The following is a 23,138-nucleotide window of genomic DNA, read 5'->3' on the forward strand; positions in this document are numbered from 1 at the left end:
GAGCTGGAACCCGCCCCTCTGCCCCGCGCCGGCGGGCGGGTCCGGCGCAGGTGCGGGGCCTAGGGTGGGTGCCCATGGCCACCGTCATCCTCGTCAGGCACGCCCGGAGCACCGCGAACACCGCCGGCATACTGGCCGGGCGGACCCCTGGCGTCGAGCTCGACGAGACCGGACGGGAGCAGGCGGCCCGGACCGGCGCCCGCCTCGGCGCGGTCCCGCTCGTCGCCGTCGTCTCCAGTCCGCTCGAGCGGTGTCGGCAGACCGCTCAGGCCGTCCTCGACCACCAGGGCACCGGCCTCACTGTCCGGTTGGAGGAGGGCCTCACCGAGTGCGACTACGGCGCGTGGCAGGGTGGCGCGCTCGCCGACCTCGCAAAAGAAAACCTGTGGTCGGTGGTCCAGCGGCAGCCCTCGGCCGCGGTCTTCCCGGGCGGGGAGTCGCTCGTGGCGATGCACGCCCGCGCGGTGAGCGCGGTTCGGCGGATCGACGCGGCGGTCGAGGCGGAGCACGGCGCGGCCGCGGTGTGGGCGGCCGTCACCCACGGCGACCTCGTCAAGGCGATCCTCGCCGATGCCCTCGGGCTGCACCTGGACCTGTTCCAGCGGCTTCACGCGGACCCCGCCTCGGTCTCGGTCGTGCGCTACACCCCCGCCCAGCCGCACGTCCTCGCGGTCAACACCCACGCCGGGGACCTCTCGTGGCTGAGCGCCGCGCCGGACGCGCCGCAGGTCGGTGGCGGCGCCGGACCGGCGGACCCCGCGCCCGCCTCGTAGCATGGGTCCCGTGCCCCAGACCGCCCACACCTTCGACTGGCCCGACCGGCTCGTGATCGGCACGGTGGGGCGCCCCGGCTCGCGCACCTTCTACCTGCAGGCCCGCGCCGGCGCGCGGCTGCTGAGCGTCGCCCTCGAGAAGGAGCAGTCCGCCGCCCTCGCCGAGAAGATCGACGAGCTTCTCGACGAGCTCATGGCCACCGACGGTAACCGCTTCAGCGTCCCCGACGAGGCCCCCGTGGAGCTGGTCGACGACGACGCCCTCGACCAGCCGGTCGAGGAGCAGTTCCGCGTCGGCATCATGGGGCTGGGCTGGGACCCGTCGACGGCGCAGCTCGTCATCGAGGCCGTGCCCGCCCAGCCGGTCGACCCGCAGACTCTCGAGCCGCTCGGCCCGGAGCCGGAGGAGGTCCTCGTCGTGCGGATCCCCGTGGGCGCGGCCCGGGCCTTTGCCCAGCGCACGCGCGGGATCGTCGAGGCGGGCCGGCCGCTGTGCCCGCGGTGCGGCGAGCCGATGGATCCGGAGGGGCACGTCTGCGGGCTTCCCGACGGCCTGCAGTGACACCCGAGCTCGCCGACGGGGACATCGTCCTGGACGGGCGGATCACGACGGCGTCCAACGCCACCTTCCTCGGCCACATCGGGGAGCTGAGCGTCGTCTACAAGCCGGTCGCCGGTGAGCGGCCGCTGTGGGACTTCCCCGACGGCACGTTGGCGCAGCGCGAGCTCGCGTCCTACCTCCTCTCCGAGGCGCTCGGGTGGGACGTCGTGCCCCGGACCTGGCTGCACGAGGGACCGCTCGGCCCCGGGATGGCCCAGCTGTGGTGCGAGCCGGACCCCGCGCAGGACGCCGTCACGCTCGTCCCTGCCGACGAGGTGCCCGGCGAGGGCTGGTGCCACGTGCTGAGCGGCGTCGACGAGGAGGACCGCGAGGTCGCCCTCCTCCACGAGGACTCCCTCGCGCTGCGCCGGATGGCGGTCTTCGACGTCCTCGCCAACAACGCCGACCGCAAGGCCGGGCACGTGCTCGCGATGGCCGGCGGCCACCGGTACGGCGTGGACCACGGCCTCACCTTCCACGCGGAGCACAAGCTCCGCACCGTGCTGTGGGGCTGGGCCGGGGGCGAGCTCGAGGCCGAGGAGGCCGACGGCGTCGGCCGGGTGCGCGCGGCCCTGGGCGGGGACCTCGGTGCCGCGCTCGCCGGGCTGCTCACCGAGGTGGAGCTCACCGCCCTCGCCGCGCGCTGCGAGCGGCTCCTCGCCACGGGCCGGCTGCCCGCCCCGCGCGAGGGGTACCCGCCGATCCCCTGGCCGCCCTTCTAGACGTGCCCGCCCTGGGCGACGGCCGGTCGGGCCGCGGTGCTCCGGGCCCGCAGCGCGCGCTCGAGGTCGTCGAGCTGCTCGAGGAGGCAGCGGCGCAGACCGGCGGGGGCGTCCTCGTGCTCGGCCAGCCACCGACGGGTGCGCGTGACCACCGGGTGCTCCTCGACCGGCCCTTCCGGCCCGTCCACCCAGGCGGGGTAGAGACCCTCGACCAGGCGCTCGGCGATCTCGATGGAGCGCTCCGCCCACAGCTGGGGCAGCAGCGCGAAGTACGGCTCGACGTAGCCCTCGAGCAGCTCCGCGTGCAGCGGCTGGGTCAGGCCGGCGATGACGGCGTCGACCTCGTCGTTGGACAGCGAGCTCTCCCCCAGCACGGCGTCCTGCCCGGGCGCGGGCAGCCCGAGCGAGGCCCACGCCTCCGCCTTTACCGTGGCGTCCGGTCGACCGGCCAGCGCCGCGCGGTGCTCCAGCCGCGTCGTGGCGGTGTCCTCGCGGGCGAGCTCGCCGTCCAGCTGGTCCGGGCCGGCCGTGCCGACGGCGGTGAGCGCCTGCCACAGCGACCACCGCAGCTCCGGGTCCAGCTGCAGCCCGGGCACCTCACCGGCCAGGACCGTGCGCACCCGGCCGGCGGCCTCCGGCGCGCGTGCCGCGGCGTCGGCGAAGGCGCGGGCCCAGACCAGCTGCAGCCCGGAGCCGGCCTCGTGCCGCGCGAGCCGGGCGTATGTCTCCTCCGCGAGCAGCGCCCGCGCCCCGTCACGCTGCGAGACGGGCAGGTAGTGCTCGACGGCACTCGCCGCGGGGGCAAGCAGGTCGCGGGCGATGCCGACCTCCCGCTCCGCCGGCAGCTGGGACACGACGGCGTCGAGGAAGGCCGCGGCCGGCAGCAGGCCGTCGCGGGTCGCGTTCCACAGCGCCGACCACAGCACCGCCCGGGACAGCGACTCCTCGACCGTCCCGGCGGCCCGCAGCGCGGTCGTGGTGCTCCGCTCGTCGAGGCGGACCTTGGCGTAGGTGAGGTCGTCGTCGTTGACGAGGACGAGGTCCGGCACCGGGATACCGACCGCCTCGGGCAGCTCCGTGACGGGACCGGAGACGTCGGTGAGGAACCGGTGGGTCCGCACGAGCGCGCCGTCGTCGTCGCTCGAGTAGCAGCCGACGACGAGCCGGTGGTCGCGCAGCACCCCGCCGTCGTCGTCCTGGCGCACGCGCAGGGCGGTGACGGTGCCGGCGGCCGTCTCGAGCTCGGCGGTGAGCGTGGAGGGGCCGGTCGTCTGGAGCCACTGCCCGCTCCACGCGGACAGGTCGCGCCCCGACGCCTCCTCCAGGGCAGCAAGCAGGTCCGGCAGCGTCGTGCTGCCGTACTCGTGCCGCCGGAAGTAGGTCCGCGCCCCGGCGAGGAACGCCTCGGGACCAACGAAGGCGACGAGCTGCTTGAGCACCGAGGCGCCCTTGGCGTAAGTGATGCCGTCGAAGTTTTGCTTCGCTGCCTCGAGGTCGGGGATGTCGGCGACGACCGGGTGCGTCGTGGGCAGCTGGTCCTGCCGGTAGGCCCAGGCCTTGCGGCGCAGCGCGAAGCTCGTCCACGCGCCGGTGAAGCGGGTGGCGGTGGCCGTGGCGTAGGTGCCCATGTAGTCGGCGAAGGACTCCTTGAGCCACAGGTCGTCCCACCAGCGCATGGTCGCGAGGTCCCCGAACCACATGTGCGCCATCTCGTGGAGGATCGTCGTCGCGCGGCCCTCGCGCTGGGCCTCGGTGGCCTGGGAACGGAAGAGGTACTTCTCGGTGAAGGTCACCAGGCCGGGGTTCTCCATCGCGCCGAGGTTGTACTCGGGCACGAGGACCTGGTCGTACTTGCCCCACGGGTAGGGGTAGTCGAAGGCGTCGTGGAAGAGGTCCAGGCCCTGGCGGGTGACCTCGAGGAACTCCTCGGCATCGAGGTAGGGCGCCAGCGACGCGCGGCACCACAGGCCGAGCGGGACGTCGAGGGTGCTCCCGTCGGCCAGCTCGCGGGACCAGTGCCCCTCCGCGCGGTGGTAGGGCCCGGCGACGACGGCGGTGATGTACGTCGACAGCGGCGGGGTGGGGGCGAAGGTCCACGTGCGCGAGCCGTCCTCGCCGTCGACGACCGACTCCGCCACCGAGTTGGACAGCACCTGCCACTCTGCCGGCGCGGTGACGACGAAGGTGGAGGGTGCCTTGAGGTCGGGCTGCTCGGTGCAGGCGAAGACCCGGCGAGCGTCGGCCGGCTCGTACTGCGTGTAGAGGTAGGTCTCGCCGTCGACGGGGTCGACGAAGCGGTGCATCCCCTCCCCCGTGCGCGAGTACGCGGCCTCGCCGCGCACGACGACGGTCGACTCCCCGTCCGTCCGCAGCCCCTCGACGGCGACGCGCCCGTCGGCCACCCGCACCACCTGCTCCTGCCCGTCGACGACGACGGCGTGCACGCGCGGGCCCAGGAAGTCCAGCCACGTCGTGGTCGAGGTGCTCGACAGCCGCAGGGTCGTCGTCGTCGGGAAGCTCGCGACGTCCCGGTGGCGGGCGGCACGCAGGTCCAGCTCGACGGTGAGGGCGTGGAGGGTCAGCTGCTCGGCGCGCCGACGGGTCTCGGTCCGGGTCAGGTTGCTCACGGGGAGGAGCAAAGCACGCCGGGGCGGGCCGGGGCCACGCGGCGACCTCCCTCCCCGCCCCCCTTGCGCAGGTGGATGGGTGGGGGTGAGAGGCTGGGGACATGGCCGGTGACCTGCTCGTGACGTCCTCCGTCACGCTGCGTGAGGAGGAGCTGCAGTGGCGCTTCTCCAGGTCCTCGGGCCCCGGTGGGCAGAGCGTCAACACGACCGACTCCCGGGCCGAGCTGAGCGTCGACCTCGCCGCGACGTCCGCGCTGAGCGAGCACCAGCGCGCCCGCGTGCTCGCGGCGCTCGCCGGGCGGCTGGTGGACGGACGGCTCACCGTGTCCGCGAGCGAGCACCGCTCCCAGCTGCGCAACCGCGAGGCCGCCGCGGAGCGCCTCGCGCAGGTCCTGCGCGAGGCGCTGGCTCCCCCGCCGCCGAAGCGCCGGCCGACGAAGCCCTCCCGCGGCGCCCAGCGTCGCCGCGTCGAGGCCAAGACCCGGCGCAGCCAGACCAAGGCGCTGCGCCGACGCCCGTCGGACTGACCCGCCCCCGCCCGGAGAGCCCGGGCCTCCAGGGGCTCCCGGCCCCCGCGAATACGCACATCCGGTCACCAGCGGCGCCGGGGAAGCGCTTGCTCATCACCGGATGTGCGTACGCGACGTGAAAGGGGTGGGACGGTGGGCGGGGGCCGGGGTGGTCAGGATGGGGTTGAGGCGGTTCCCAGCCACGTGTGCGGGTTGCGGTCCCAGCACCAGCCGAGCTTGGGCCGGCGCTCGGAGATCCACACGGCCGGCACACGCTGGTTCGTGCCGGTGCGGGAGCCGGCGAGGGAGAAGCAGCGGCCCGGACGCAGCATGTCCGGGCGCAGGACGACGAGCGCGAGCCCCTCGGCGACGGTGAGCGGGCGACGGCCCTCGGCGCGGATGGCGGCCACCGCGTCCTCCGGCGTCACGCTGAGGAAGCGGGAGCCGGTGTCGACGTCGCGCAGGAGGTAGGCCGGCCGCTCGGGGACGTCGACCACCGGGCGGTAGGTGGCGAGCTCGTCGTCGTCGATGACGCTGACGCCGCTGCGACGGCCGAGGCGCATGGCCGGGACCGCGTCGCCGGGCCGCTCGAGGGTGAGCACGAGGACGAGGGGAACCTGGTCCTCGGGCGCCACGGACGTCGGCGCACCGGCGGGTGGCAGCTCCGTGCGCAGCGGCTCGACGAGGGCGCGCAGGCCGGCCTCGTCGGTGCCGAGGAGCGCAGGGAAGCCGAGCTCGACGTAGGCACGGACCTGGCGCTCGAGCTCCTCCTCGGGCGTCGCGGCGGGGTCGAAGGCGGTGGCGGCGGCCGACGGGCCGGCGACGACGGTGGGCAGGTCGGCGGGGTGGGTGACGGTCTGCTGAGGCATGGCGGTGTCCTCCTGGGGTGGCGGGCAGCAGGCTCAACGCCGGGAAGTCCCCGCCTCTTCCCAGGACGTGATCCGCGACATATCGTCGAGGCGGGCGGCTCAACGTGGAGCCGCCTCCGGCTACCTCCGGCAGATCGAGACACGAGGGAGTACTCGTTCATGACCATCGAGACCGACACCCCCCAGGACACCGCGGCCCCGCAGTCCGCCGTCTACGCCGCACCCGGCACCGACGGCGCGGTGATGACCTACGAGAAGCGCTACGACAACTACATCGGTGGCCAGTGGGTGCCACCGGTCAAGGGCCAGTACTTCGCCAACCCCAGCCCCGTGGACGGCAGGACCTTCACGGAGGTGGCCCGCAGCACCGCCGAGGACATCGAGCTCGCGCTGGATGCCGCGCACGCCGCCGCCCCGGGCTGGGGCCGCACCTCGGTCGCCGAGCGCGCCCTCGTGCTGCACCGCATCGCCGACCGCTTGGAGGCGAACCTCGAGAAGCTCGCCGTCGCCGAGACGTGGGAGAACGGCAAGCCGGTCCGCGAGACGCTCAACGCGGACATCCCGCTCGCGATCGACCACTTCCGCTACTTCGCCGGCGCTCTTCGGGCCCAGCAGGGCGGGATCTCCCAGCTGAACGAGGACACCGTCGCCTACCACTTCCACGAGCCGCTCGGCGTCGTCGGGCAGATCATCCCGTGGAACTTCCCCATCCTCATGGCCACGTGGAAGCTCGCGCCGGCGCTCGCGGCCGGCAACGCCGTCGTCCTCAAGCCGGCCGAGCAGACGCCCGCCTCGATCCTCTACCTCATGACCCTCATCGGGGACCTGCTGCCCGACGGCGTCCTCAACATCGTCAACGGCTTCGGCCTCGAGGCCGGCAAGCCGCTCGCGTCCAACCCGCGCATCGCGAAGATCGCCTTCACCGGCGAGACGACCACCGGGCGCCTCATCATGCAGTACGCCACCCAGAACATCATCCCGGTCACCCTCGAGCTGGGCGGCAAGTCCCCCAACGTCTTCTTCCCCGACGTCATGGCCGCCGACGACGAGTACCTCGACAAGGCGCTCGAGGGCTTCACGATGTTCGCCCTCAACCAGGGGGAGGTGTGCACCTGCCCCTCCCGCGCCCTCATCCACGAGTCGATCTACGACGAGTTCATGGCCCGGGCGCTTCCCCGCGTCCAGGCGGTCAAGCGCGGCCACCCGCTGGACCCGACGACGATGGTCGGCGCGCAGGCCTCCTCCGACCAGTACGAGAAGATCCGCAGCTACCTCGACATCGGCCGTCAGGAGGGCGCCGAGGTGCTCATCGGTGGCGACGTCGACACCGTCGAGGGCCTTGACGGCGGCTTCTACATCCAGCCGACCGTCTTCAAGGGCCACAACAAGATGCGCGTCTTCCAGGAGGAGATCTTCGGGCCCGTCCTGTCGGTGACGACGTTCACGGACTTCGACGACGCGATCGAGATCGCCAACGACACCCTCTACGGCCTGGGCGCCGGCGTGTGGAGCCGCAACGCGGACACGATGTACCGGGCGGGCCGCGCGATCCAGGCGGGCCGGGTGTGGACGAACACCTACCACCAGTACCCGGCGCACGCGGCCTTCGGCGGCTACAAGCAGTCGGGCATCGGGCGGGAGAACCACCTCATGATGCTCGAGCACTACCAGCAGACGAAGAACCTGCTCGTGTCCTACGCGGCCGGTGCGCAGGGCTTTTTCTAGACCGCCGGCCGGGGCCGCCGCGCGGCGGCCCCGGCCACCCACCGGGAAGGAGCACCGATGGACGTGACCGTGCCGCGGGTGGTGGCGCTGCCCGCCGCCGCTGAGCTGCTCGACCGCCTGCGCCAGGAGCACGGCCCGCTGATGATGCACCAGTCGGGCGGCTGCTGCGACGGCTCCTCCCCCATGTGCTACCCGCAGGGGGAGTTCCTCGTCGGGGACCGTGAGGTGCTCCTCGGCGTGCTCGACCTGCGCCTGTTCACCGGGCAGGTGCTGCCGGACGCGCCCTCGGACGCCGACGGCGTGCCCGTGTGGATCTCCCCGCAGCAGTTCGTCGCGTGGCAGCACACCCAGCTCGTCCTGGACGTCGTGCCTGGCCGCGGCGCCGGCTTCAGCGTCGAGGGGCCCCACGGCGTCCGCTTCCTCACCCGCTCGCGCGTGTTCAACGCGCCCGAGCTCCGCGCCCTGGTGGACCAGCCGGTCCTGACCGGCGCGGACTGGGAGGCCGGCTCCCGGCCGCCCGCCGCCACCCACCCGCAGGTCGTCTCCGAGGTCGCCGACGCCTGCGCCATCCCGGGGGCCTGAGCGCCCCTCAGGCCCGCGCCCGGTCGAGCCGGCCGGCGAGCAGCGCGGCGCCGAGCGCGCCCGCCTCCCCCGGGCGGTCGAGGAGCACGACGCGGGCGGGCAGGCCGAGCGACGCGAGGAAGGGTGAGGTCGTGGCCAGGGCCGTCAGTGCGGCCCGGACCCCCGTGAGCAGCGGGCCGCCGACGTTGCTCACGCCTCCGCCCAGGGTGACGACCTGGACGTCGAGCGACAGTGCGATGAGCCGGACAGCGGCGGCGACGCCGCGGACCACCCCGTCCCGCACGGCCATCGCCGCGGGATCCCCGGCCGCCGCGGCGGCAAAGAGCGAGGCGGGCGGGGGCTGGTCCGGTGCGGGCCACAGCCGGGCGATCGCCCCGCCCGAGCAGAGCGTCTCGAGGCAGCCGCGCTGGCCGCAGGTGCACCACGGGCCGGCGGGGTCGACCGGCACGTGGCCGATCTCCCCGGCGGCGCCCGTGGCCCCGCGCCACAGCTGCCCGTCGAGCACGACGCCGCAGGCCAACCCGGTGCCGAGGTTGAGGTACGCCATCGAGTCGGGTCTCGTCCCGGCCCTCGCCAGTGCGTGGTGGGCGCCGACCGCAGCGGCGTTGACGTCGTTCTCCAGGCGCACGGGCACCCCGAGACGCTGGCTCAGCCGAGGTGCCAGGTCGAGCTCGGCAACGCCGAGGTTGACGGCGTTGTGCAGGCGTCCGAGCTCGACGTCCACCGTGCCCGGCACGCCGACACCGACGGCCGTGACTGCCTGGAGCCCGACGACCGCGCACAGCTCGGCGACGGCCGCGACGGCCACGTCGAGCACCGCGGTCGGCCCGTGGCCCGAGGGGAGGCTCACGCGGGCCGCTGCGGAGTCGTCGTCCCGGAGGAGGACGGCCGCGGTGGTGGTGCCGCCGATGTCGATCCCGACCCTCATGCCGGTCCACCGGCCTTGAGCAGCTCGAGCAGCGCCCGACCGACGGCCGGTGAGGCACCGTAGGTCGCGACGTCCGCGAGACCGGCGTCCGCCCGCGCCCAGCCCATGTCGACGACGAGGGTGGCCGCGTGCGCCGACCGCAGCGTGTCGATCATTTCCCGGGAGCTCGGATGCAGGTGGTTGTCGCGTCCGACGACGACGAGCACGTCCTCGGGCGCCAGTGACGTCCGGGCGGCTTCCAGCGCGCCTTCCGCCGTCAGCACCTGCGATGCGGGGACCAGCTCGAAGGGCCCCCAGCGCCCCGGGCCGACGGCGATGTTCGGGACGCTGTCGAGACGGACGAGCAGGACGCGTCCCGAGCGGGCGAGCAGGTCGCGGGCGCGTGAGGACAACTCGAAGGTCGCGGCGATCCGCGCCGTGGGGACGACCGCGCCCGAGCGGGCCGGCTCGGTCAGGTCGGCAGGAGCCGGGTACCGGCCCGCGAGGCCGCGGTTGCGCCGGCAGGCCGCCGACAGCCGCTCCTCGGACAGCCTGCCCTCCCGCACCGCCGCGGTGACGGCGTCGACGATCTCCTCGACCTCCGCCGCGGTGTTCTCCGCACCCAGGCACAGGAGGTCCGCACCGGCAGCGAGGGCGGCGACGGCCGCACCGGCCATGCCGAGCCGTCCGCTGGCTCCGGCCATGTCCAGCGCGTCGGTGACGACGACGCCCTCGAAGCCGAGGTCCGTACGCAGCAGCCCGTCGATGACGGGGGCGGACATCGTGGCAGGTGCGTGCGGGTCGATGCGCGGCAGCAGGATGTGGGAGGTCATCACGGCCTCGACGCCGGCACGGACGGCGGCGGCGAAAGGGAGGAGCTCGCGGGTGGTCAGCTCTGCGGCCGACCGGTCGACGACCGGCAGCGTGAGGTGGGAGTCGGTGGCGGTGTCGCCGTGTCCCGGGAAGTGCTTGGTGCAGGCAGCGACCCCGCCTTCCTGCAGCGCTCGGACCCAGGTGGCCACGTGACGGGCCACGAGATCCGGCTCGGTACCGAAGCTACGAGTGCCGATGACCGGGTTGTCGGGGTTGGAGTTGACGTCCGCGACGGGCCCGAAGGTCACCGTGACGCCGACGGCCCGCAGCTCGGTCGCGAGAGTGCGGGCGGCGCAGGCCGTGACCTCCTCGTCGTCGAGGCGTCCGAGCACGGCGTTGCCGGGCTGCGCCGAGCCGCCGGCGTGGTGCCACAGCCGGGTGACGTCCCCGCCCTCCTCGTCGACGGCGATGACGACGTCGGGGCCGGCGTCGCGAAGCTGTGCCGTGAGCGCGCGGACGCCGCCCGAGGAGGTGATGTTCGAGGCGAACAGGCACACCCCGCCGAGACCTTCGCCGAGGAGGCCGACGAGCCAGTCGGGGACCGAGTCCCCCGCGAAGCCGGGCATGACCGTCCCGAGCGCCGCCCTGCGCAGCGCCGTACTGCTCGTCGTCATCCCTTGACCGCCCCGCTGACGAGACCCGAGGTCATCCGGCCCTGGACGAGGAGGAAGAAGATGATCACCGGGACCGCGACGAGCGAGGACGCCGCCATCACCTGACCCCAGTCGATCTCCCGGGTGGCGCTGGCCTGCACGAAGCTGCGCAACCACAGGGGCAGCGTCTTGTTCTCCTCCCGCTGGAGGATCACCAGGGCGATGGTGAACTCGTTCCAGCACTGGAGAAAGGCGTACACCCCCGAGGCGACGAGCCCCGGCGCCAGCAGCGGGAAGGTGATCCGGAAGAACGCCCCGGTGCGGCTGAGACCGTCCACCATGCCGGCCTCCTCCAGGTCCACCGGGACGCCGGCGACGAACCCGCGCAGCATCCACACGGTGAAGGGCACGACGAGGGCCGCGTACAGCAGGCTGACGCCCCAGATGCTCTCCAGGCCCCCGATGCCCTGCATGAGCTTGTACTGCGCGATGAACAGACCTTCCGCCGGGAGCATCTGGACGAGCAGCACCGCGACGACGAAGCTCGTGCGCCCGCGGAACCGGTAGCGAGAGATCGCCAGCGCGGCCAGGAAGGCGAACAAGAGACACACCGTGACGGCGAGCAGGGTGACGGACAGGCTCATCCACAGCGCCGGCAGGAAGCTGCCCTTGCCGAGCACGGCGCGGAAGTTGTCGAGGCTGCCACCCGTGGGCAGGAAGTTGGGAGTAAAGCTCTGCAGCCGCCGGTTGGGCAGCAGCGCCGAGTTCCACATCCAGTAGACCGGGAAGAACCACAGGGCCGCGACGAGGAGGCCGACGAGGCTCGGGACGAGCCGACCCGGGCGACGACGGGGGCGCGCGCGCGGCAGGACGGCCCCGGGAACGACCTTCACGTTCGGTCCGGTCTCGGTGAGGGTCACGACGCGTCCTCCTTGAGCAGCATGCGCACGTAGTGGGCGCTGAGCGCCACGGTGATGAGCAGGACGAACACCGACAGCGCGGCGGCCATCCCGAAGTCTCCGGAGCCGGTGCCGAGCTTGTGGATCGCGGTGCCGACGAGGTCGAAACGGCCGGCTGCCGAACCGGCGTCCTGCAGCAGCCGGATCTGGGTGAACACCCGCAGGTCCCAGACGAGCTGGAGGAGCAGCACGATCGCCACGACCGGGCGGATCATCGGGAGCAGGATGTAGCGGAAACGCTGTGCCCCGCTCGCCCCGTCGAGCTGGCTCGCCTCGATGACCTCGGTGGAGACCTGCGTGAGTCCCGCGTAGACGGACAGCGCGACGAACGGCACGGACATCCAGATGACGACGATGCTCGCGACCATGAAGAACGTCATGGGTTCGGCCAGCCAGTCGAAGCGGTGGAACTGCGTGAGGCCGACACCTTCGAGCACCCAGTTCACCACGCCCCTGCGCCGGTCGAAGAGCCAGATCCACACCGTCATCGCCGCGACGACGGGCATGGCCCAGGCGAGGAGCAGGCTCACCTGCAGCGTGATGCGGACCCAGGACCACGTTGCCCGCATGAGCAGTGCGACGAGGGCTCCCACGACAAGAGTGAGGAAGGCGGTGATGACGGCGAAGGCGACGGAGCGTAGGACCACGCCCCAGAGTGCCGAGTCCTGGAAGATCGCGACATAGTTCGCCAGGCCGACGAACGGAGCCGGCTGGCCGAACTGCTGGGCCATGCCGAACTCGCGGAAGGACGTGATCAGCTGCCAGACGATCGGGTAGCCCGTCCCCACGAGCAGGAGCACGACGGCAGGCACGAGCAGGACCTGGGGCAGGGAACGGCGACGCCCCCTGCGGGGGCGCGCAGGTGCGGAGGGGACCGCTGACATCATGACTCCTTCGTCGGTGCGCCGGTGGGGGCACGAGGCCCCCACCGGCGCGACCTGTCAGTTGTTGAGCAGGGAGTTGAGCTGCTCGTCGTACTCGGCGGCGAGCTGGGCGATGTCTCCGCCCGCCGCGACCTTGCCGAAGAACTCCTCCAGGACGGTGGCCCCCTCGACCGCGGCCCAGCCCGGTGCGGCCGGGGTGAGCTTGGACCCCAGGGCAGCCTCGGCCGCGGGCTCGTTCACCGTCGGGTTGAGCTCGACGAAGGCGTCGAGCTGCTCGGCGTTGGCCGGACCGAGACCGTTGGTGGCGAGCATGGTCTGGTACTCCTCGGAGAAGATGATGCGCAGGAGGTCACGCGCGAGGTCCTGCTTCTCACTGGCCGCAGAGATCGCGATGTTGGACCCGCCGGCGAAGACGGGCGCGACGGTGCCCTCCTCGACGCCGGGCAGGGCGAAGACACCGAAGGTCTCGTCGTCCCACACGAGCGTGTCCGGGTCCTCCTCGCTGGGGAGCCCGATCGACCAGTACGCCCATCCGGGCGCGATGATGGTCGCCGCCTCGGGCGCGCCGGTGTCGTTGTCGATGATGTTGACCCACGGGGTCGAGTCGGCCTCGGTGACGGGTGCGTTCGACGCCTGGGTGAAGAGCTCCTGGAACTGGGCGAGGCCCTCCTGGGTGGCGGGGCTGGAGAGCGCGGAGACCCACTCGTCGCCCTCCTGGACGGCGATCTCCCCGCCGTTGGCGAAGATCCACGAGATCCCGTTGCGCCAGTCCTCACCGCCGATGTAGAAGCCCGACTGGTCGTCGGTCCGCAGCTCCGCCACCGCGCTGTTGAACTCCGCGAGGGTCGTGGGGACCTCGAGGCCGGCCTCCTGCCAGACGTCCTTGCGGTACCAGATGAGGCGCGAGCCGAAGTAGTACGGCAGCGCGTAGTGCGCGCCGTCGAGGTCGCCGGCAGCGACAAAGGACGGGAGCAGGTCGTCGCCGCCGAGCTCCTCGTAGACGTCACTCAGGTCGCTGAAGGCGCCTACCCCGGTGAAGGTCGATGCCCAGGTGTTACCGATCTCGGTGACGTCGGGGGTGGTGCTGGCGTCGGGCAGCGCGGTGGTGAGCTTGGTGACGGCGTCCGCCCAGTCCTGCTCCTCGATGACGAGCTCGGCGCCGGTCTCCTCGGCGAAAGTGTCTTTGAGGTACTCGCGCAGCTCGTCCGGCGTGTCACCGCCCATGAGCCACAGGGTCAGGGTCTGGTCCTCACCGCCGGTCGCGCCGTCAGTACCGGTGTCGGTAGCGGTACCGGTACCGGTGTCGGTGCCCCCGCCGCAGGCAGCGAGGACGAGCGCGGTGGTGAGCACCGCGGTCGTCTTGATGATCCTTCGTCGCATCGTGTGACCTTTCATGGATGGGAGGGTGGAGCGGTCAAGAGATCCCGAGCTCGGCCGCGAGCACGATCGCGGCCGATCCGCGCAGGACGATGTCCTCCGACAGTGAGGCGAGCCGTACTCGCAGGGCGTCGTGGGAGGCGGCGAGCATCCGCTCCCGCAGGGTGCGGACCGCCGCGTCGATGAGCGGACCGTCGAGGAGGTCCGCCGGGCCGCTGATGGCGATCTCGGAGACGTCCAAGGTGCCGACGACCGGTGCCATCGCGATCCCGAGCCGGCGTCCGGCCTCCTCGAGCACGCGCTCGCGGTCGGCGGTGCCGGCGAGGACGCGGCGCAGGCTGGGCACCGAGAGCCACGCCTCGAGGCACCCGGCCTTCCCGCAGGCGCACGGCGGGCCGCCGTCGGTGCCCACGACGACGTGCCCGATCTCGCCGGCGGCGGAGTGGGCACCGAGTCGTGGCACGCCGTCGACGAGGATGCCGGCGCCGACACCACCACCGACCCGGATGAGGAGGAGGTCGCCCGACCCCTCCCCGAACCTTCGCTCGGCCATGACGGCGGCGTTCGCGTCGTTGGCGACGTGGACGGGGACGAGGAGCTCGTCGGCGAGGAGCCGCTGCAGCGGCAGGTCGCTCCAGCCGAGGTTCGGGGCCGTGAGCACGGTGCCCCGCGAGTCCACGATGCCGGGGGTACCGACGCCGACCCCGAGCAGCGGGGCGGTGGCAGCACGCACCGCCAGGGTGGTGACCTCGGCGGCCAGCCGCACCGCCTCGGGGCCGGTGGCGCCGTCGGTCGCGAGCTCGTGCGTCGTCAGCACCGTGCCCTCGAGGTCGACGACGCACGAGCGGAACGTCGTGAGGTCGGACAGGTCGACCCCGACGATGTGCTGGGCGTCCTTGTCGATCTCCAGCAGGGTGGCGGGCTTCCCCGGCCTGGAGCCCGTCCGCTGACCACGCTCGATGACGAGGGCGCCCTCGATGAGCTCCGCGACGAGGTCCGAGACGGTGACGCGCGTCAGTCCGGTCTCCCGGGCGATGTCCGCGCGGCTCAGGGTGCCGTGGACGGCGAGGGTCTGCAGGACCAGGGAACGGTTGTGCTCACGCGCCTGGCTCGGCAGTGCCTTGGTGCCGCGGTCGATGGTGCGTCCCCAGGTCGGGACCGCCGGCGGCATGGTGCGTGTCGTCCGTGACATGTTTGTTAGTTAACCGTACGTACTATCGCCTGTCAACGGCTTGGTCCGCGCACTTCCCGGTGCCGGGGCAGGCCGCACGGCCGGCCACTAGGCTCGGGTGATGAGCGCCTTCGCCGTCGAGTACACCTACGACACCAACCGCACCGACGATCTGGCGGCCGTGCGGCCCACCCACCGGGAGTTCCTCCAGGGACTGCTGGACGAAGGATCCCTCCTCGCGTCCGGGCCCTGGCTGGACAACGCCGCCCCCGGCGCGCTGCTCCTCGTCGTCGCGCCGGACGTCGAGGGCGCCCAGCGCCTCCTGGACGACGACCCCTTCCTCAAGGCGCACCTCATCACCCAGCGCACCGTGCGGCCGTGGAACCCGATCATGGGTCCCTTCGCCGAGCACGCCTCGCAGTAGGGGCACCGCATCTGTTAGGCCTAGACCATGGATGAGTTCTGGCCGTTCCTCAGGTGGGTCGTCGCCGTCGCCGCGGCAGCCGCCGTCGTCATCGTCGTCATGCTCGTCGTCGACCGGGTGATCAACCGGTACCGGGCGCGGGTACCCGGCCTGCGCCAGGGATGGCGGCGGGTGCGCCGGCCGCTTGCGGCGCTGCTCCTGGCGATCTCCCTGCGGATCTCCTTCGCGGCGACCGCCGAGCGCGGCTCGGTGCGGGACGTCGGCCTGCACGTCCTCCTCGTGCTCACCATCGCCTCGGCGGTGTGGTTCGCCGCGACCATCGTCGTCGCCTGGCTCGAGCACACCCAGCGGCGCGTCGTCGCGCGCAAGGAGGACGACCGCGACCGCAGGCGCACGCGTACCCAGATGCTGCTCATCCAGCGCCTCGTCAACGCCGCCTTCGTCGTCCTCGGCGTCGCGATGGTCCTCATGACGTTCCCCGGCGTCGAGCAGGTGGGAGCGACCATCCTCGCCTCCGCCGGCCTCCTCAGCGTCGTCGTCGGCATCGCGGCGCAGAGCAGCCTCGGCAACCTCTTCGCCGGGCTGCAAATCGCCTTCACCGACGCCGTGCGGATCGGGGACATCGTCGAGGTCGACGGCACGTACAGCACGGTCGAGGACATCACGCTGTCCTACGTCGTCGTGAGCATCTGGGACGAGCGGCACAAGGTGCTGCCCTCGACCTACTTCACCTCTCAGCCCTTCATCAACTGGAGCCGGACCGGTGACACGGTCACCGGCGTCGTGAACTTCGAGCTCGACTGGCGGGTGGACGTCGCGGCGATGCGCGCGGAGCTCGAGCGGTACGTCGCCCAGCACCCCGCCTGGGACGGGCGGGCGAGGTCGCTCGTCGTCACGGACTCCACCGGCGGCCACGTCACCGTCCGCGCGCTCGTCACGACCGCGAACACCGCCGACGACTTCACCCTGCGCTGCGACGTCCGGGAGCACCTTGTCGGGTGGCTGCGGGAGAACGACCCCGACGCCCTGCCCCTCCAGCGGGTGTCCCTGTCCCCCTCCCCCGTCCGGGGCCCGGCGGAGCCCAGCGACGGCTAGGCAGTCCGGCCGTCGGCGGAGCACAGCGGTGGCTAGGTGCGCCGGCCCTTCGTCGTGCGGGTGGTCGGGGGCGCTGCGGCCGGGTCCTCGGGCCACGGGTGGCGAGGGTAGCGGCCCCGCAGCTCCGCACGCACCTGCGGGTAGCCGGTGCGCCAGAACCCGGCGAGATCGGCCGTGACGGCCGCGGGCCGGCGCGCCGGGGAGAGCAGCTCGAGCACGAGCGGCACCCGCCCGCCGGCGAGCGCCGGTGCGCCGCGCCAGCCGAAGACCTCCTGGATGCGGGCCGCGAGCGTGGGGCGTGAGGGATCGGAGTAGTCGACCCGGAGCGCCGCACCCGTCGGGACGGTGACCCGCTCGGGCGCGAGCTCGTCCAGCCGGCCCGCCTCCGGCCACGGGAGCAGCCGCCGCAGCGCCGTCGTCGTGTCGACGCGGGCCAGGTCCCGGTTGCTGCGCACCCCGGCGAGGTCCGGCCCGAGCCACTGCTCCACCCGCTCGAGAAGCGCGGCGTCGGACACATCGGGCCACGGCGCGCCGAGGGCGGCGTGGAGGAAGGCGAGGCGCCGCCGCAGGGACACCGCGCCGGGTGGCCACGGCACGAGGCCCAGTCCTTCGCGGCGCAGCCCGTCCTGCACGGCGGCGGCCACGAGCGACGGCGAGGGCCGGTGGAGCGGCTCGCTCGCCAGCTCGATCGCGCCCAGCCGCTCCAGCCGGCGCGCGACCAGCCGGCCGTCGCGCCACGCGACGTCCTCCACGGTTCGCAGCAGCCCGGCGGCGGCCTCCCGGGCGGTAGCCTCGTCGATCGGGGCCGCCGAGCGGATGAGGGCGTCGGTCTGGCCGGGTGCGCGCGTGGCGTCGGCGACGGCGAGCCACTCGCAGCCGGCCAGCGGCCCGCCCGCCAGGCGCGCGCCGGCTCCCCCGGCCAGGAGGTAGTGGTCGCTGCCCGCGCGGCGGCGGGCGACGCGGTCGGGGTGGGCGAGCGCGGTGACGAGGCCGACGGCGAGGTCGAGCTGGGTGACGCGGTCGCCGGGGCGCGGGTCCTGGCCGGTGCGCCGGGAGGCGAGCCGCTCCCAGCGGTCGGCCTCCCGCCGCCAGGCGCTGCGGCCACCGGCGCGCAGGCGCCGTAGGGCGGCGGTGAGGTCGACGTCGCCCGCGCCCGCGTCCTCGGCGAGCATCGCGACGACCTCTGCCGCGGTCCGGGCACCGACGACGCCCGCTCCGTCGAGCAGGGCGCGCGCCAACCGCGGGTCCGCGCCGACGTCTGCGATCGCCCGCCCGCGTGCGGTGACCGCACCGTCGGTGTCCAGCGCGCCGAGCTCGGTGAGCAGCCCGGTCGCCGCAGCGGCCGCCTGGGGCGGCGGCGGGTCGAGCAGCGCCAGGCCCGCCCCGCCCGGGGCGCCCCACAGGGCCAGCTCGAGCATCGGTCCGGCGAGGTCCGCGGTGGCGATCTCCGGCTCGGGGTGGCGCGCGAGCATGGCGTGCTCGGCGGCGGACCAGCACCGGTAGACGGTGCCCGGCCCCTGCCGCCCCGCTCGACCGGCGCGCTGCTCCGCCCCCGCCTGGCTCACGCTGCGAGTGACGAGACCGGCGAGCCCGCGGTGGTGGTCGGTCCGTGGCTCGCGCGCCAGCCCGGCGTCCACGACCACCCGGACCCCCGGCACGGTGAGCGAGGACTCGGCCACCGCCGTCGAGACGACGACCCTGCGCCGGGTGGCGGGCTGCAACGCCCGGTCCTGCTCGGCGGCCGGCAGTCGTCCGTGGAGAGCGAGGGCGTCGACGTCGCGGCCGCGCAGGCGCCGGACGACGTCGTCGACCTCACGCGCGCCGGGGAGGAAGACGAGGACGTCACCGTCCTGCTCGGCCAGGGCCCGGCGGGTGACGCCGGCGACGTGCCCGAGGAACTCCGGGCTGGTGCCGCGCGGCGTGAGCCGTGGCGCGGTGCGCGGCGGGGGGCACCACTCCGTCCCGACGGCGTGCAGCGCACCGGGGACCGTGACGACGGCGGTGCCCTCGCCGAGGAGCGCCGCCACCCGGTCCGCCTCGACGGTGGCCGACATCGCGACGAGCGCGAGGTCCTCGCGCAGCGTCGCGCGGGCCTCGACGAGCATGGCGAGGAGGAGGTCGGAGTCGATCTGGCGCTCGTGCACCTCGTCGAGGACGACGGCGCTCACGCCCGGCAGCTCCGGGTCACGCTGGAGACGGCGCAGCAGCGTCCCGGCGGTGACGATCTCGACGAGGGTCTCCTCACCCACGTGCCGCTCGCCACGCACGGAGAAGCCGGCCACCTGGCCGACCGGCTGGCCGAGGAGGCCGGCGAGGCGGCGTGCCGCGGCCCGCGCAGCGATGCGCCGCGGCTGGGTGACGACGACCCTGCCGCCCAGGGCGACGGCGAGCGCGGGCGGCACGAGCGTGGTCTTCCCACTGCCCGGCGGGGACTGCAGGACGGCGGTCCCCCCGGACCTCACCGCCCGCACGAGCTCCTCCAGGCCCTCGGCGACAGGCAGTGGCGGCGGTGCGGCGAGGAGCGCGGAGAGATCGGTGAGGGCCACGCCCCCAGTGTGCCGCCCGCCGTGCCGACCGGGCGCCCCCACGACACACTGGCCGGATGAGGACAGTGGGTGTGGAGGAGGAGCTGCTGCTCGTACGCAGCGGCACGGGTCAGGCGGTGTCCCTGGCCCAGCAGGTGCTGCGGCGGGCGGACGTCATCGGGGACGCCGACCCGGACGGCCCCGGACCGACCGGTGCGCCCGGTGCGGCCGGCTCCTCCCTCGACGGTGAGCTGCAGCGTCAGCAGGTCGAGACGGGCACCGCGCCCCACCGCCACCTCCTCGCCCTCCACGAGGAGCTCGGGTCCTGGCGCGCCCACGCCGAGTCGGCCGCCCGCCGCGTGGGCGCCCGGGCCGTCGCCCTCGGCACCTCCCCCCTCCCGGTGGAGACGCTGGCCGCACCGGACGAGCGCTACCGCCGGATCGTCGACCACTTCGGCCGCCTCGGCAGCGAGCAGCTCGTCTGCGGCTGCCACGTCCACGTCGCCGTCGAGTCCCCCGGGGAGGCCGTCGCCGTTCTCGACCGCGTCCGCGTGTGGCTCCCCACGCTCCTGGCGGTGAGCGCCAACTCCCCGTACTGGCAGGGCGAGGACTCCGGCTACGCCAGCTACCGCGCGCAGGTCATGGGCCGCTGGCCCGCGGCCGGTCCCCCGGACCTCTTCGGCTCGCACCGCGCCTACCGCGAGCGCGTCGAGGCGATGCTCGCGACGGGCGTCGTCCTGGACGAGGGCATGGTCTACCTCGATGCCCGGCCCTCCCGCACCTACCCCACCCTGGAGTTCCGCGCCGCGGACGTGTGCCAGGACCCGCGCGACGCCGTCGTCGTCGCCGCCCTGTGCCGCGCCCTGGTCCAGACCGCCGCCGAGGAGTGGGACGCCGGGAAGGCGGCCCCACCGGTGCCGACCCAGATGCTGCGCCTGGCCACCTGGCAGGCGAGCCGCTTCGGCATGTCCGGTGAGCTGCTCGACCCTGGCACGAGCCGCCCGCTGCCCGCGGCGGACGTGGTCGGCGCACTCGTCGACCACGTCCGCCCGGCGCTGCGGGAGGCGGACGACGACCTCGCCCTCGTCGAGGAGGGCGTAGCCCGTCTGCGAGAGGTCGGCACAGGTGCCGACCGGCAGCGGCGGGAGCTGGAGCGCACCGGGAGCCTGGGCGACGTCGTCGCCGCGGCGGTGCGCACGACGCACGGACTGGACGGAGAGGGACATGACTTCACTGTGGCTGGCATCGGCGTCGCGCACGGTTCCGGGAGGTGAGCGACTCGCGACCGAGCCGGTCGGCGGACGCTACGACGTCGCCGTCGTCGGCGCCGGGCTGACGGGACTGGCGACGGCGGTGCTGCTCGCCCGCGCGGGACTGTCGGTCGTCGTCCTCGAGGCCCGGTACGTCGGTGCGGGCACGACCGGCCACTCCACCGCCAAGGTGTCCCTCCTCCAGGGGACGCGGATGTCGGCGATCGAACGCCAGCACGGCCCCGAGGTGCTCGGCAAGTACGTCGCGGGGAACCGGCTGGGCCAGGGGTGGCTGCTCGCCGAGTGCGCGCGTCACGACGTCCCGGTCCAGCGGCGTGCCGCCGTCACCTACGCCGCCGGGCCCCAGCAGCTGCCGGCCGCGCGGGCCGAGCACGAGGCGGCCCTGTCCGCGGGGCTGCCCGTCGAGTGGCGGGAGTCCTTCGACACGCCGTTCCCGGCGCTCGAGGGCACGTGGCTGCCCGAGCAGGCCCAGGTCGACCCGGTGGACGTGCTCACGGCCCTCGTCCTCGAGGCGGAGGCGGCCGGGGTGGTCGTGCGCACCGCGGCCCGTGTCACCGACGCGTACGGCAGGGACGGCGCGGTGGTCACCACGCGAGGCACCGTCCACGCCGAGCGCGTCGTCCTCGCCACCGGCATCCCCTTCGCCGACCGCGGCGGCTACTTCGCCCGCCTCGAGCCGCAGCGCTCCTACTCCCTCGCCCTGGCCGTGCCCGAGCCCACCGGTCTGCAGATGTCCATCACCGCCGGTGCCCTCACCCGCTCGGTCCGCACCGCCCCCGCCGAGGAGGGCGAGATCGTCATCGTCGGCGGGGCCTCCCACGTCGTGGGGCGGGCCGACTCCCCGCGTGCCCGCGTGGAGAACCTCCTCACCTGGGCGCGGCGCTGGTTCCCCGACTCCCGGGTCGTCGCCCGGTGGTCCGCCCAGGACTACCACCCGGTCGACGAGCTGCCCTACGTCGGCCCGCTCCTGCCGCGCGACTCCCGCGTCCTCGTGGCCACCGGCTTCGCCAAGTGGGGCATGACCAACGCGGTCGCCGCCGCGCACATGCTGACGGGCTATCTCACCGATGGCCTGCCCGAGTGGGGCGACGCCTACCGCAGCTGGCGCCGGCGCGACATGGTTGGCCTGACGGAGGCCGTGCGGCTCAACGCCGGTGCTGCCGCACAGTTGGCGGGCGGCTACGCCCGCGCCCTCACCAACCCCGAACCGGGCGGCAGCCCGGCGGCAGAGACCGATCCGGACCCGACACAGGCGACCGCTGACGACACACCCGCGGAGGGCATGGGCTGCGTGGTCCGTCGCGGTCTGCACCCGGTAGCGGTCTCTACCGTCGACGGCGTCACGCGGTCGGTCTCCGCTGTCTGTCCCCACCTGGGCGGGGTCGTGCGGTGGAACGACGAGGAGTGCAGCTGGGACTGCCCGCTCCACGGCTCGCGCTTCGCCGCGGACGGTGAGCTGCTCGAGGGGCCGGCCACCCGGGGGCTGCAGGCCCGATGAGTGTCCCGAACCGCGGCGTGTCCCTCCAGTGGCGCCAGCGGATCCAGCTGCCCCGCGACGTCACCCGGGCCTTGTGGTGGCGTGAGCGGTGGCGCCGCAACCCGCGCTGGGCGGTCGCCATCCGCGCCGCCGTGGCGGCCTCGCTCGCCTGGGCGGTCGCCGGGGTGCTCCCCGGGCCGGCGGCCGACTTCCCGTACTACGCGCCCTTCGGCGCCGTCATCGCCACGACCTTCACGCTCGCGGGCTCGCTGCGCGAGTCTCTCCAGTCCGTCGCTGCCATCGCCGTCGGCGGCGCCGTGGGCTGGGTGGTCGACTTTCTCCCGGTGCGAGGTCCGCTCGCCGTCGCGCTGGTCATCGTGCCCGCCGTCGTCATCGCGGGCTGGGGCCGCCTGGGCGCGATGGGCAGCTGGGTGCCCACGGCGGCACTCTTCACCCTCATCGTGGGCCACGGCGAGGCCACCTACGTGGGGGCCTACGCCGGCCTCACCCTCCTCGGCGCGATGATCGGGATCGCGGTCCTCGCCGTGCTGCCCCCGCTGCCGCTCGCGCCGGCGCAGGACGCTGTCACCCGCTTCCGGCGCACCCTGGCCACCGACCTCGGAGAGCTCGCCGACCTCATCGAGGCGGAGGAGCGGCCCACGCTGGCCGACTGGGAACGCGAGCACGCGTCCTCGCCGCGCGAGCGCGCGCAGATGCACGCGGCGGTGGCCGAGGTCGGCGAGGCGGCGCACCGCAACCGCCGCGCCCGCCGGTACAGCGGCTCGATCGGCGCACTCCAGGAGGAGGCGCAGGTGCTCGACCGGCTCGGGCTCGTCGTCAGCGACCTCGCCGACCTCCTCCTCAGCGACGTCGGGGCCGGCCGCGCGGACCGGTCGCAGGTTCTCGCCGGTGACGACGGCGCACGCGTGTGCACGGCGCTGCGGACCATCTCCGCGGCACTGGAGAACACGACACCCGCCGGGACGGCGAACCCGCACGTCGCCTCGGACGAGACGCCGCTGTCCAGTGCCCACGCCTCCGACGCCGTCCACGAGGCGCGGAGCGTCGCGCCCCGGGAGGACGACCAGGTGCTCTACGACGGGGTGGTGCTCTCCCTCGAACGCGCCCTCGACTCCCTCGCCCGGGTCGAGCGCGCGGACTGAGCCGGGCGGCC

Annotated in this window: 20 protein-coding genes; 11 read left to right on the forward strand and 9 right to left on the reverse strand. The window is 73.9% G+C overall.

Annotation, left to right across the window (positions count from 1 at the left end; all coding sequences use genetic code 11):
• Positions 1-74: 74 nt before the first annotated feature.
• The 3 genes from M3148_RS02815 to M3148_RS02825 are packed head-to-tail and all read left to right on the forward strand — an operon-like array spanning position 75 to position 2,096.
• Positions 75-773, forward strand: coding sequence for a histidine phosphatase family protein (locus M3148_RS02815; protein WP_251303128.1), 699 nt, complete (start codon positions 75-77; stop codon positions 771-773).
• A gap of 1 nt (position 774) precedes the next feature.
• On the forward strand, positions 775-1,335 hold the full coding sequence (locus M3148_RS02820; RefSeq protein ID WP_440136886.1) for a DUF3090 domain-containing protein: 561 nt from the start codon (positions 775-777) through the stop codon (positions 1,333-1,335).
• Positions 1,332-2,096, forward strand: a complete 765-nt coding sequence (locus M3148_RS02825; protein WP_251303130.1) for an SCO1664 family protein — start codon at positions 1,332-1,334, stop codon at positions 2,094-2,096. Before M3148_RS02820 ends, M3148_RS02825 begins: the two co-directional genes overlap by 4 nt.
• On the opposite strand, the gene pepN is transcribed toward M3148_RS02825, so the two are convergent.
• Positions 2,093-4,723, reverse strand: coding sequence for an aminopeptidase N (pepN, locus tag M3148_RS02830; protein ID WP_251303131.1), 2,631 nt, complete (start codon positions 4,721-4,723; stop codon positions 2,093-2,095). The genes M3148_RS02825 and pepN overlap by 4 nt on opposite strands.
• A 101-nt stretch (positions 4,724-4,824) precedes the next feature.
• Here pepN and arfB point away from each other — a divergent pair, with 101 nt between their 5' ends.
• A complete protein-coding gene (arfB, locus tag M3148_RS02835; RefSeq protein ID WP_251303132.1) occupies positions 4,825-5,250 on the forward strand; it encodes an alternative ribosome rescue aminoacyl-tRNA hydrolase ArfB in 426 nt (141 codons plus the stop codon).
• A gap of 155 nt (positions 5,251-5,405) precedes the next feature.
• On the opposite strand, the gene M3148_RS02840 is transcribed toward arfB, so the two are convergent.
• A complete protein-coding gene (locus M3148_RS02840) occupies positions 5,406-6,101 on the reverse strand; it encodes a DUF5701 family protein (protein WP_251303133.1) in 696 nt (231 codons plus the stop codon).
• 159 nt (positions 6,102-6,260) lie between these two features.
• Between M3148_RS02840 and exaC the strand changes: the two genes are divergently transcribed.
• Together exaC and M3148_RS02850 are read left to right on the forward strand one after the other, a co-directional pair.
• Complete coding sequence (exaC, locus tag M3148_RS02845; protein ID WP_285882946.1) at positions 6,261-7,826, forward strand: acetaldehyde dehydrogenase ExaC; 1,566 nt, start codon at positions 6,261-6,263, stop codon at positions 7,824-7,826.
• A 57-nt stretch (positions 7,827-7,883) separates the two neighbouring features.
• A complete protein-coding gene (locus tag M3148_RS02850; RefSeq protein ID WP_251303134.1) occupies positions 7,884-8,408 on the forward strand; it encodes a DUF779 domain-containing protein in 525 nt (174 codons plus the stop codon).
• Positions 8,409-8,415: 7 nt separating this feature from the next.
• On the opposite strand, the gene M3148_RS02855 is transcribed toward M3148_RS02850, so the two are convergent.
• Genes M3148_RS02855 through M3148_RS02880 form a run of 6 tightly spaced genes read right to left on the reverse strand, consistent with a single transcriptional unit; the run spans position 8,416 to position 15,193 of the window.
• Positions 8,416-9,336 (reverse strand): ROK family protein, encoded by a 921-nt coding sequence (locus tag M3148_RS02855; RefSeq protein WP_251303135.1) that lies wholly within the window; start codon positions 9,334-9,336, stop codon positions 8,416-8,418.
• Positions 9,333-10,802 (reverse strand): beta-N-acetylhexosaminidase, encoded by a 1,470-nt coding sequence (gene nagZ, locus M3148_RS02860; protein ID WP_251303136.1) that lies wholly within the window; start codon positions 10,800-10,802, stop codon positions 9,333-9,335. The genes M3148_RS02855 and nagZ overlap by 4 nt, the downstream gene beginning before the upstream one ends.
• The gene (locus M3148_RS02865; protein WP_440136887.1) at positions 10,799-11,701 is read right to left on the reverse strand and encodes a carbohydrate ABC transporter permease; all 903 of its coding nucleotides are present in this window, start codon (positions 11,699-11,701) and stop codon (positions 10,799-10,801) included. Before M3148_RS02865 ends, nagZ begins: the two co-directional genes overlap by 4 nt.
• A complete protein-coding gene (locus tag M3148_RS02870; protein ID WP_251303137.1) occupies positions 11,698-12,624 on the reverse strand; it encodes a carbohydrate ABC transporter permease in 927 nt (308 codons plus the stop codon). The genes M3148_RS02865 and M3148_RS02870 overlap by 4 nt, the downstream gene beginning before the upstream one ends.
• Positions 12,625-12,681: 57 nt before the next feature.
• Positions 12,682-14,004 (reverse strand): extracellular solute-binding protein, encoded by a 1,323-nt coding sequence (locus M3148_RS02875; RefSeq protein WP_251303138.1) that lies wholly within the window; start codon positions 14,002-14,004, stop codon positions 12,682-12,684.
• 34 nt (positions 14,005-14,038) lie between these two features.
• On the reverse strand, positions 14,039-15,193 hold the full coding sequence (locus tag M3148_RS02880) for an ROK family transcriptional regulator (protein ID WP_251303139.1): 1,155 nt from the start codon (positions 15,191-15,193) through the stop codon (positions 14,039-14,041).
• A gap of 100 nt (positions 15,194-15,293) precedes the next feature.
• Between M3148_RS02880 and M3148_RS02885 the strand changes: the two genes are divergently transcribed.
• Together M3148_RS02885 and M3148_RS02890 are read left to right on the forward strand one after the other, a co-directional pair.
• Complete coding sequence (locus tag M3148_RS02885; protein ID WP_251303140.1) at positions 15,294-15,596, forward strand: YciI family protein; 303 nt, start codon at positions 15,294-15,296, stop codon at positions 15,594-15,596.
• Positions 15,597-15,623: 27 nt separating this feature from the next.
• Positions 15,624-16,691 (forward strand): mechanosensitive ion channel family protein, encoded by a 1,068-nt coding sequence (locus tag M3148_RS02890; protein WP_251303141.1) that lies wholly within the window; start codon positions 15,624-15,626, stop codon positions 16,689-16,691.
• A 32-nt stretch (positions 16,692-16,723) separates the two neighbouring features.
• Here M3148_RS02890 and hrpB read toward each other — a convergent pair whose 3' ends face one another.
• Positions 16,724-19,237 (reverse strand): ATP-dependent helicase HrpB, encoded by a 2,514-nt coding sequence (gene hrpB / locus M3148_RS02895; RefSeq protein ID WP_251303142.1) that lies wholly within the window; start codon positions 19,235-19,237, stop codon positions 16,724-16,726.
• A 56-nt stretch (positions 19,238-19,293) separates the two neighbouring features.
• On the opposite strand from hrpB, the gene M3148_RS02900 reads away from it, so the two are divergent.
• Genes M3148_RS02900 through M3148_RS02910 form a run of 3 tightly spaced genes read left to right on the forward strand, consistent with a single transcriptional unit; the run spans position 19,294 to position 23,127 of the window.
• Positions 19,294-20,490, forward strand: a complete 1,197-nt coding sequence (locus M3148_RS02900) for a carboxylate-amine ligase (protein WP_251303143.1) — start codon at positions 19,294-19,296, stop codon at positions 20,488-20,490.
• A complete protein-coding gene (locus tag M3148_RS02905; protein WP_251303144.1) occupies positions 20,441-21,985 on the forward strand; it encodes an FAD-dependent oxidoreductase in 1,545 nt (514 codons plus the stop codon). The genes M3148_RS02900 and M3148_RS02905 overlap by 50 nt, the downstream gene beginning before the upstream one ends.
• Positions 21,982-23,127: an FUSC family protein gene (locus M3148_RS02910; protein ID WP_251303145.1), complete on the forward strand. Its 1,146-nt coding sequence runs from the start codon at positions 21,982-21,984 to the stop codon at positions 23,125-23,127. The genes M3148_RS02905 and M3148_RS02910 overlap by 4 nt, the downstream gene beginning before the upstream one ends.
• Positions 23,128-23,138: the final 11 nt, after the last annotated feature.

The organism is Georgenia satyanarayanai (assembly GCF_023715365.1).
In the GTDB taxonomy this organism is placed as follows: domain Bacteria; phylum Actinomycetota; class Actinomycetes; order Actinomycetales; family Actinomycetaceae; genus Oceanitalea; species Oceanitalea satyanarayanai_B.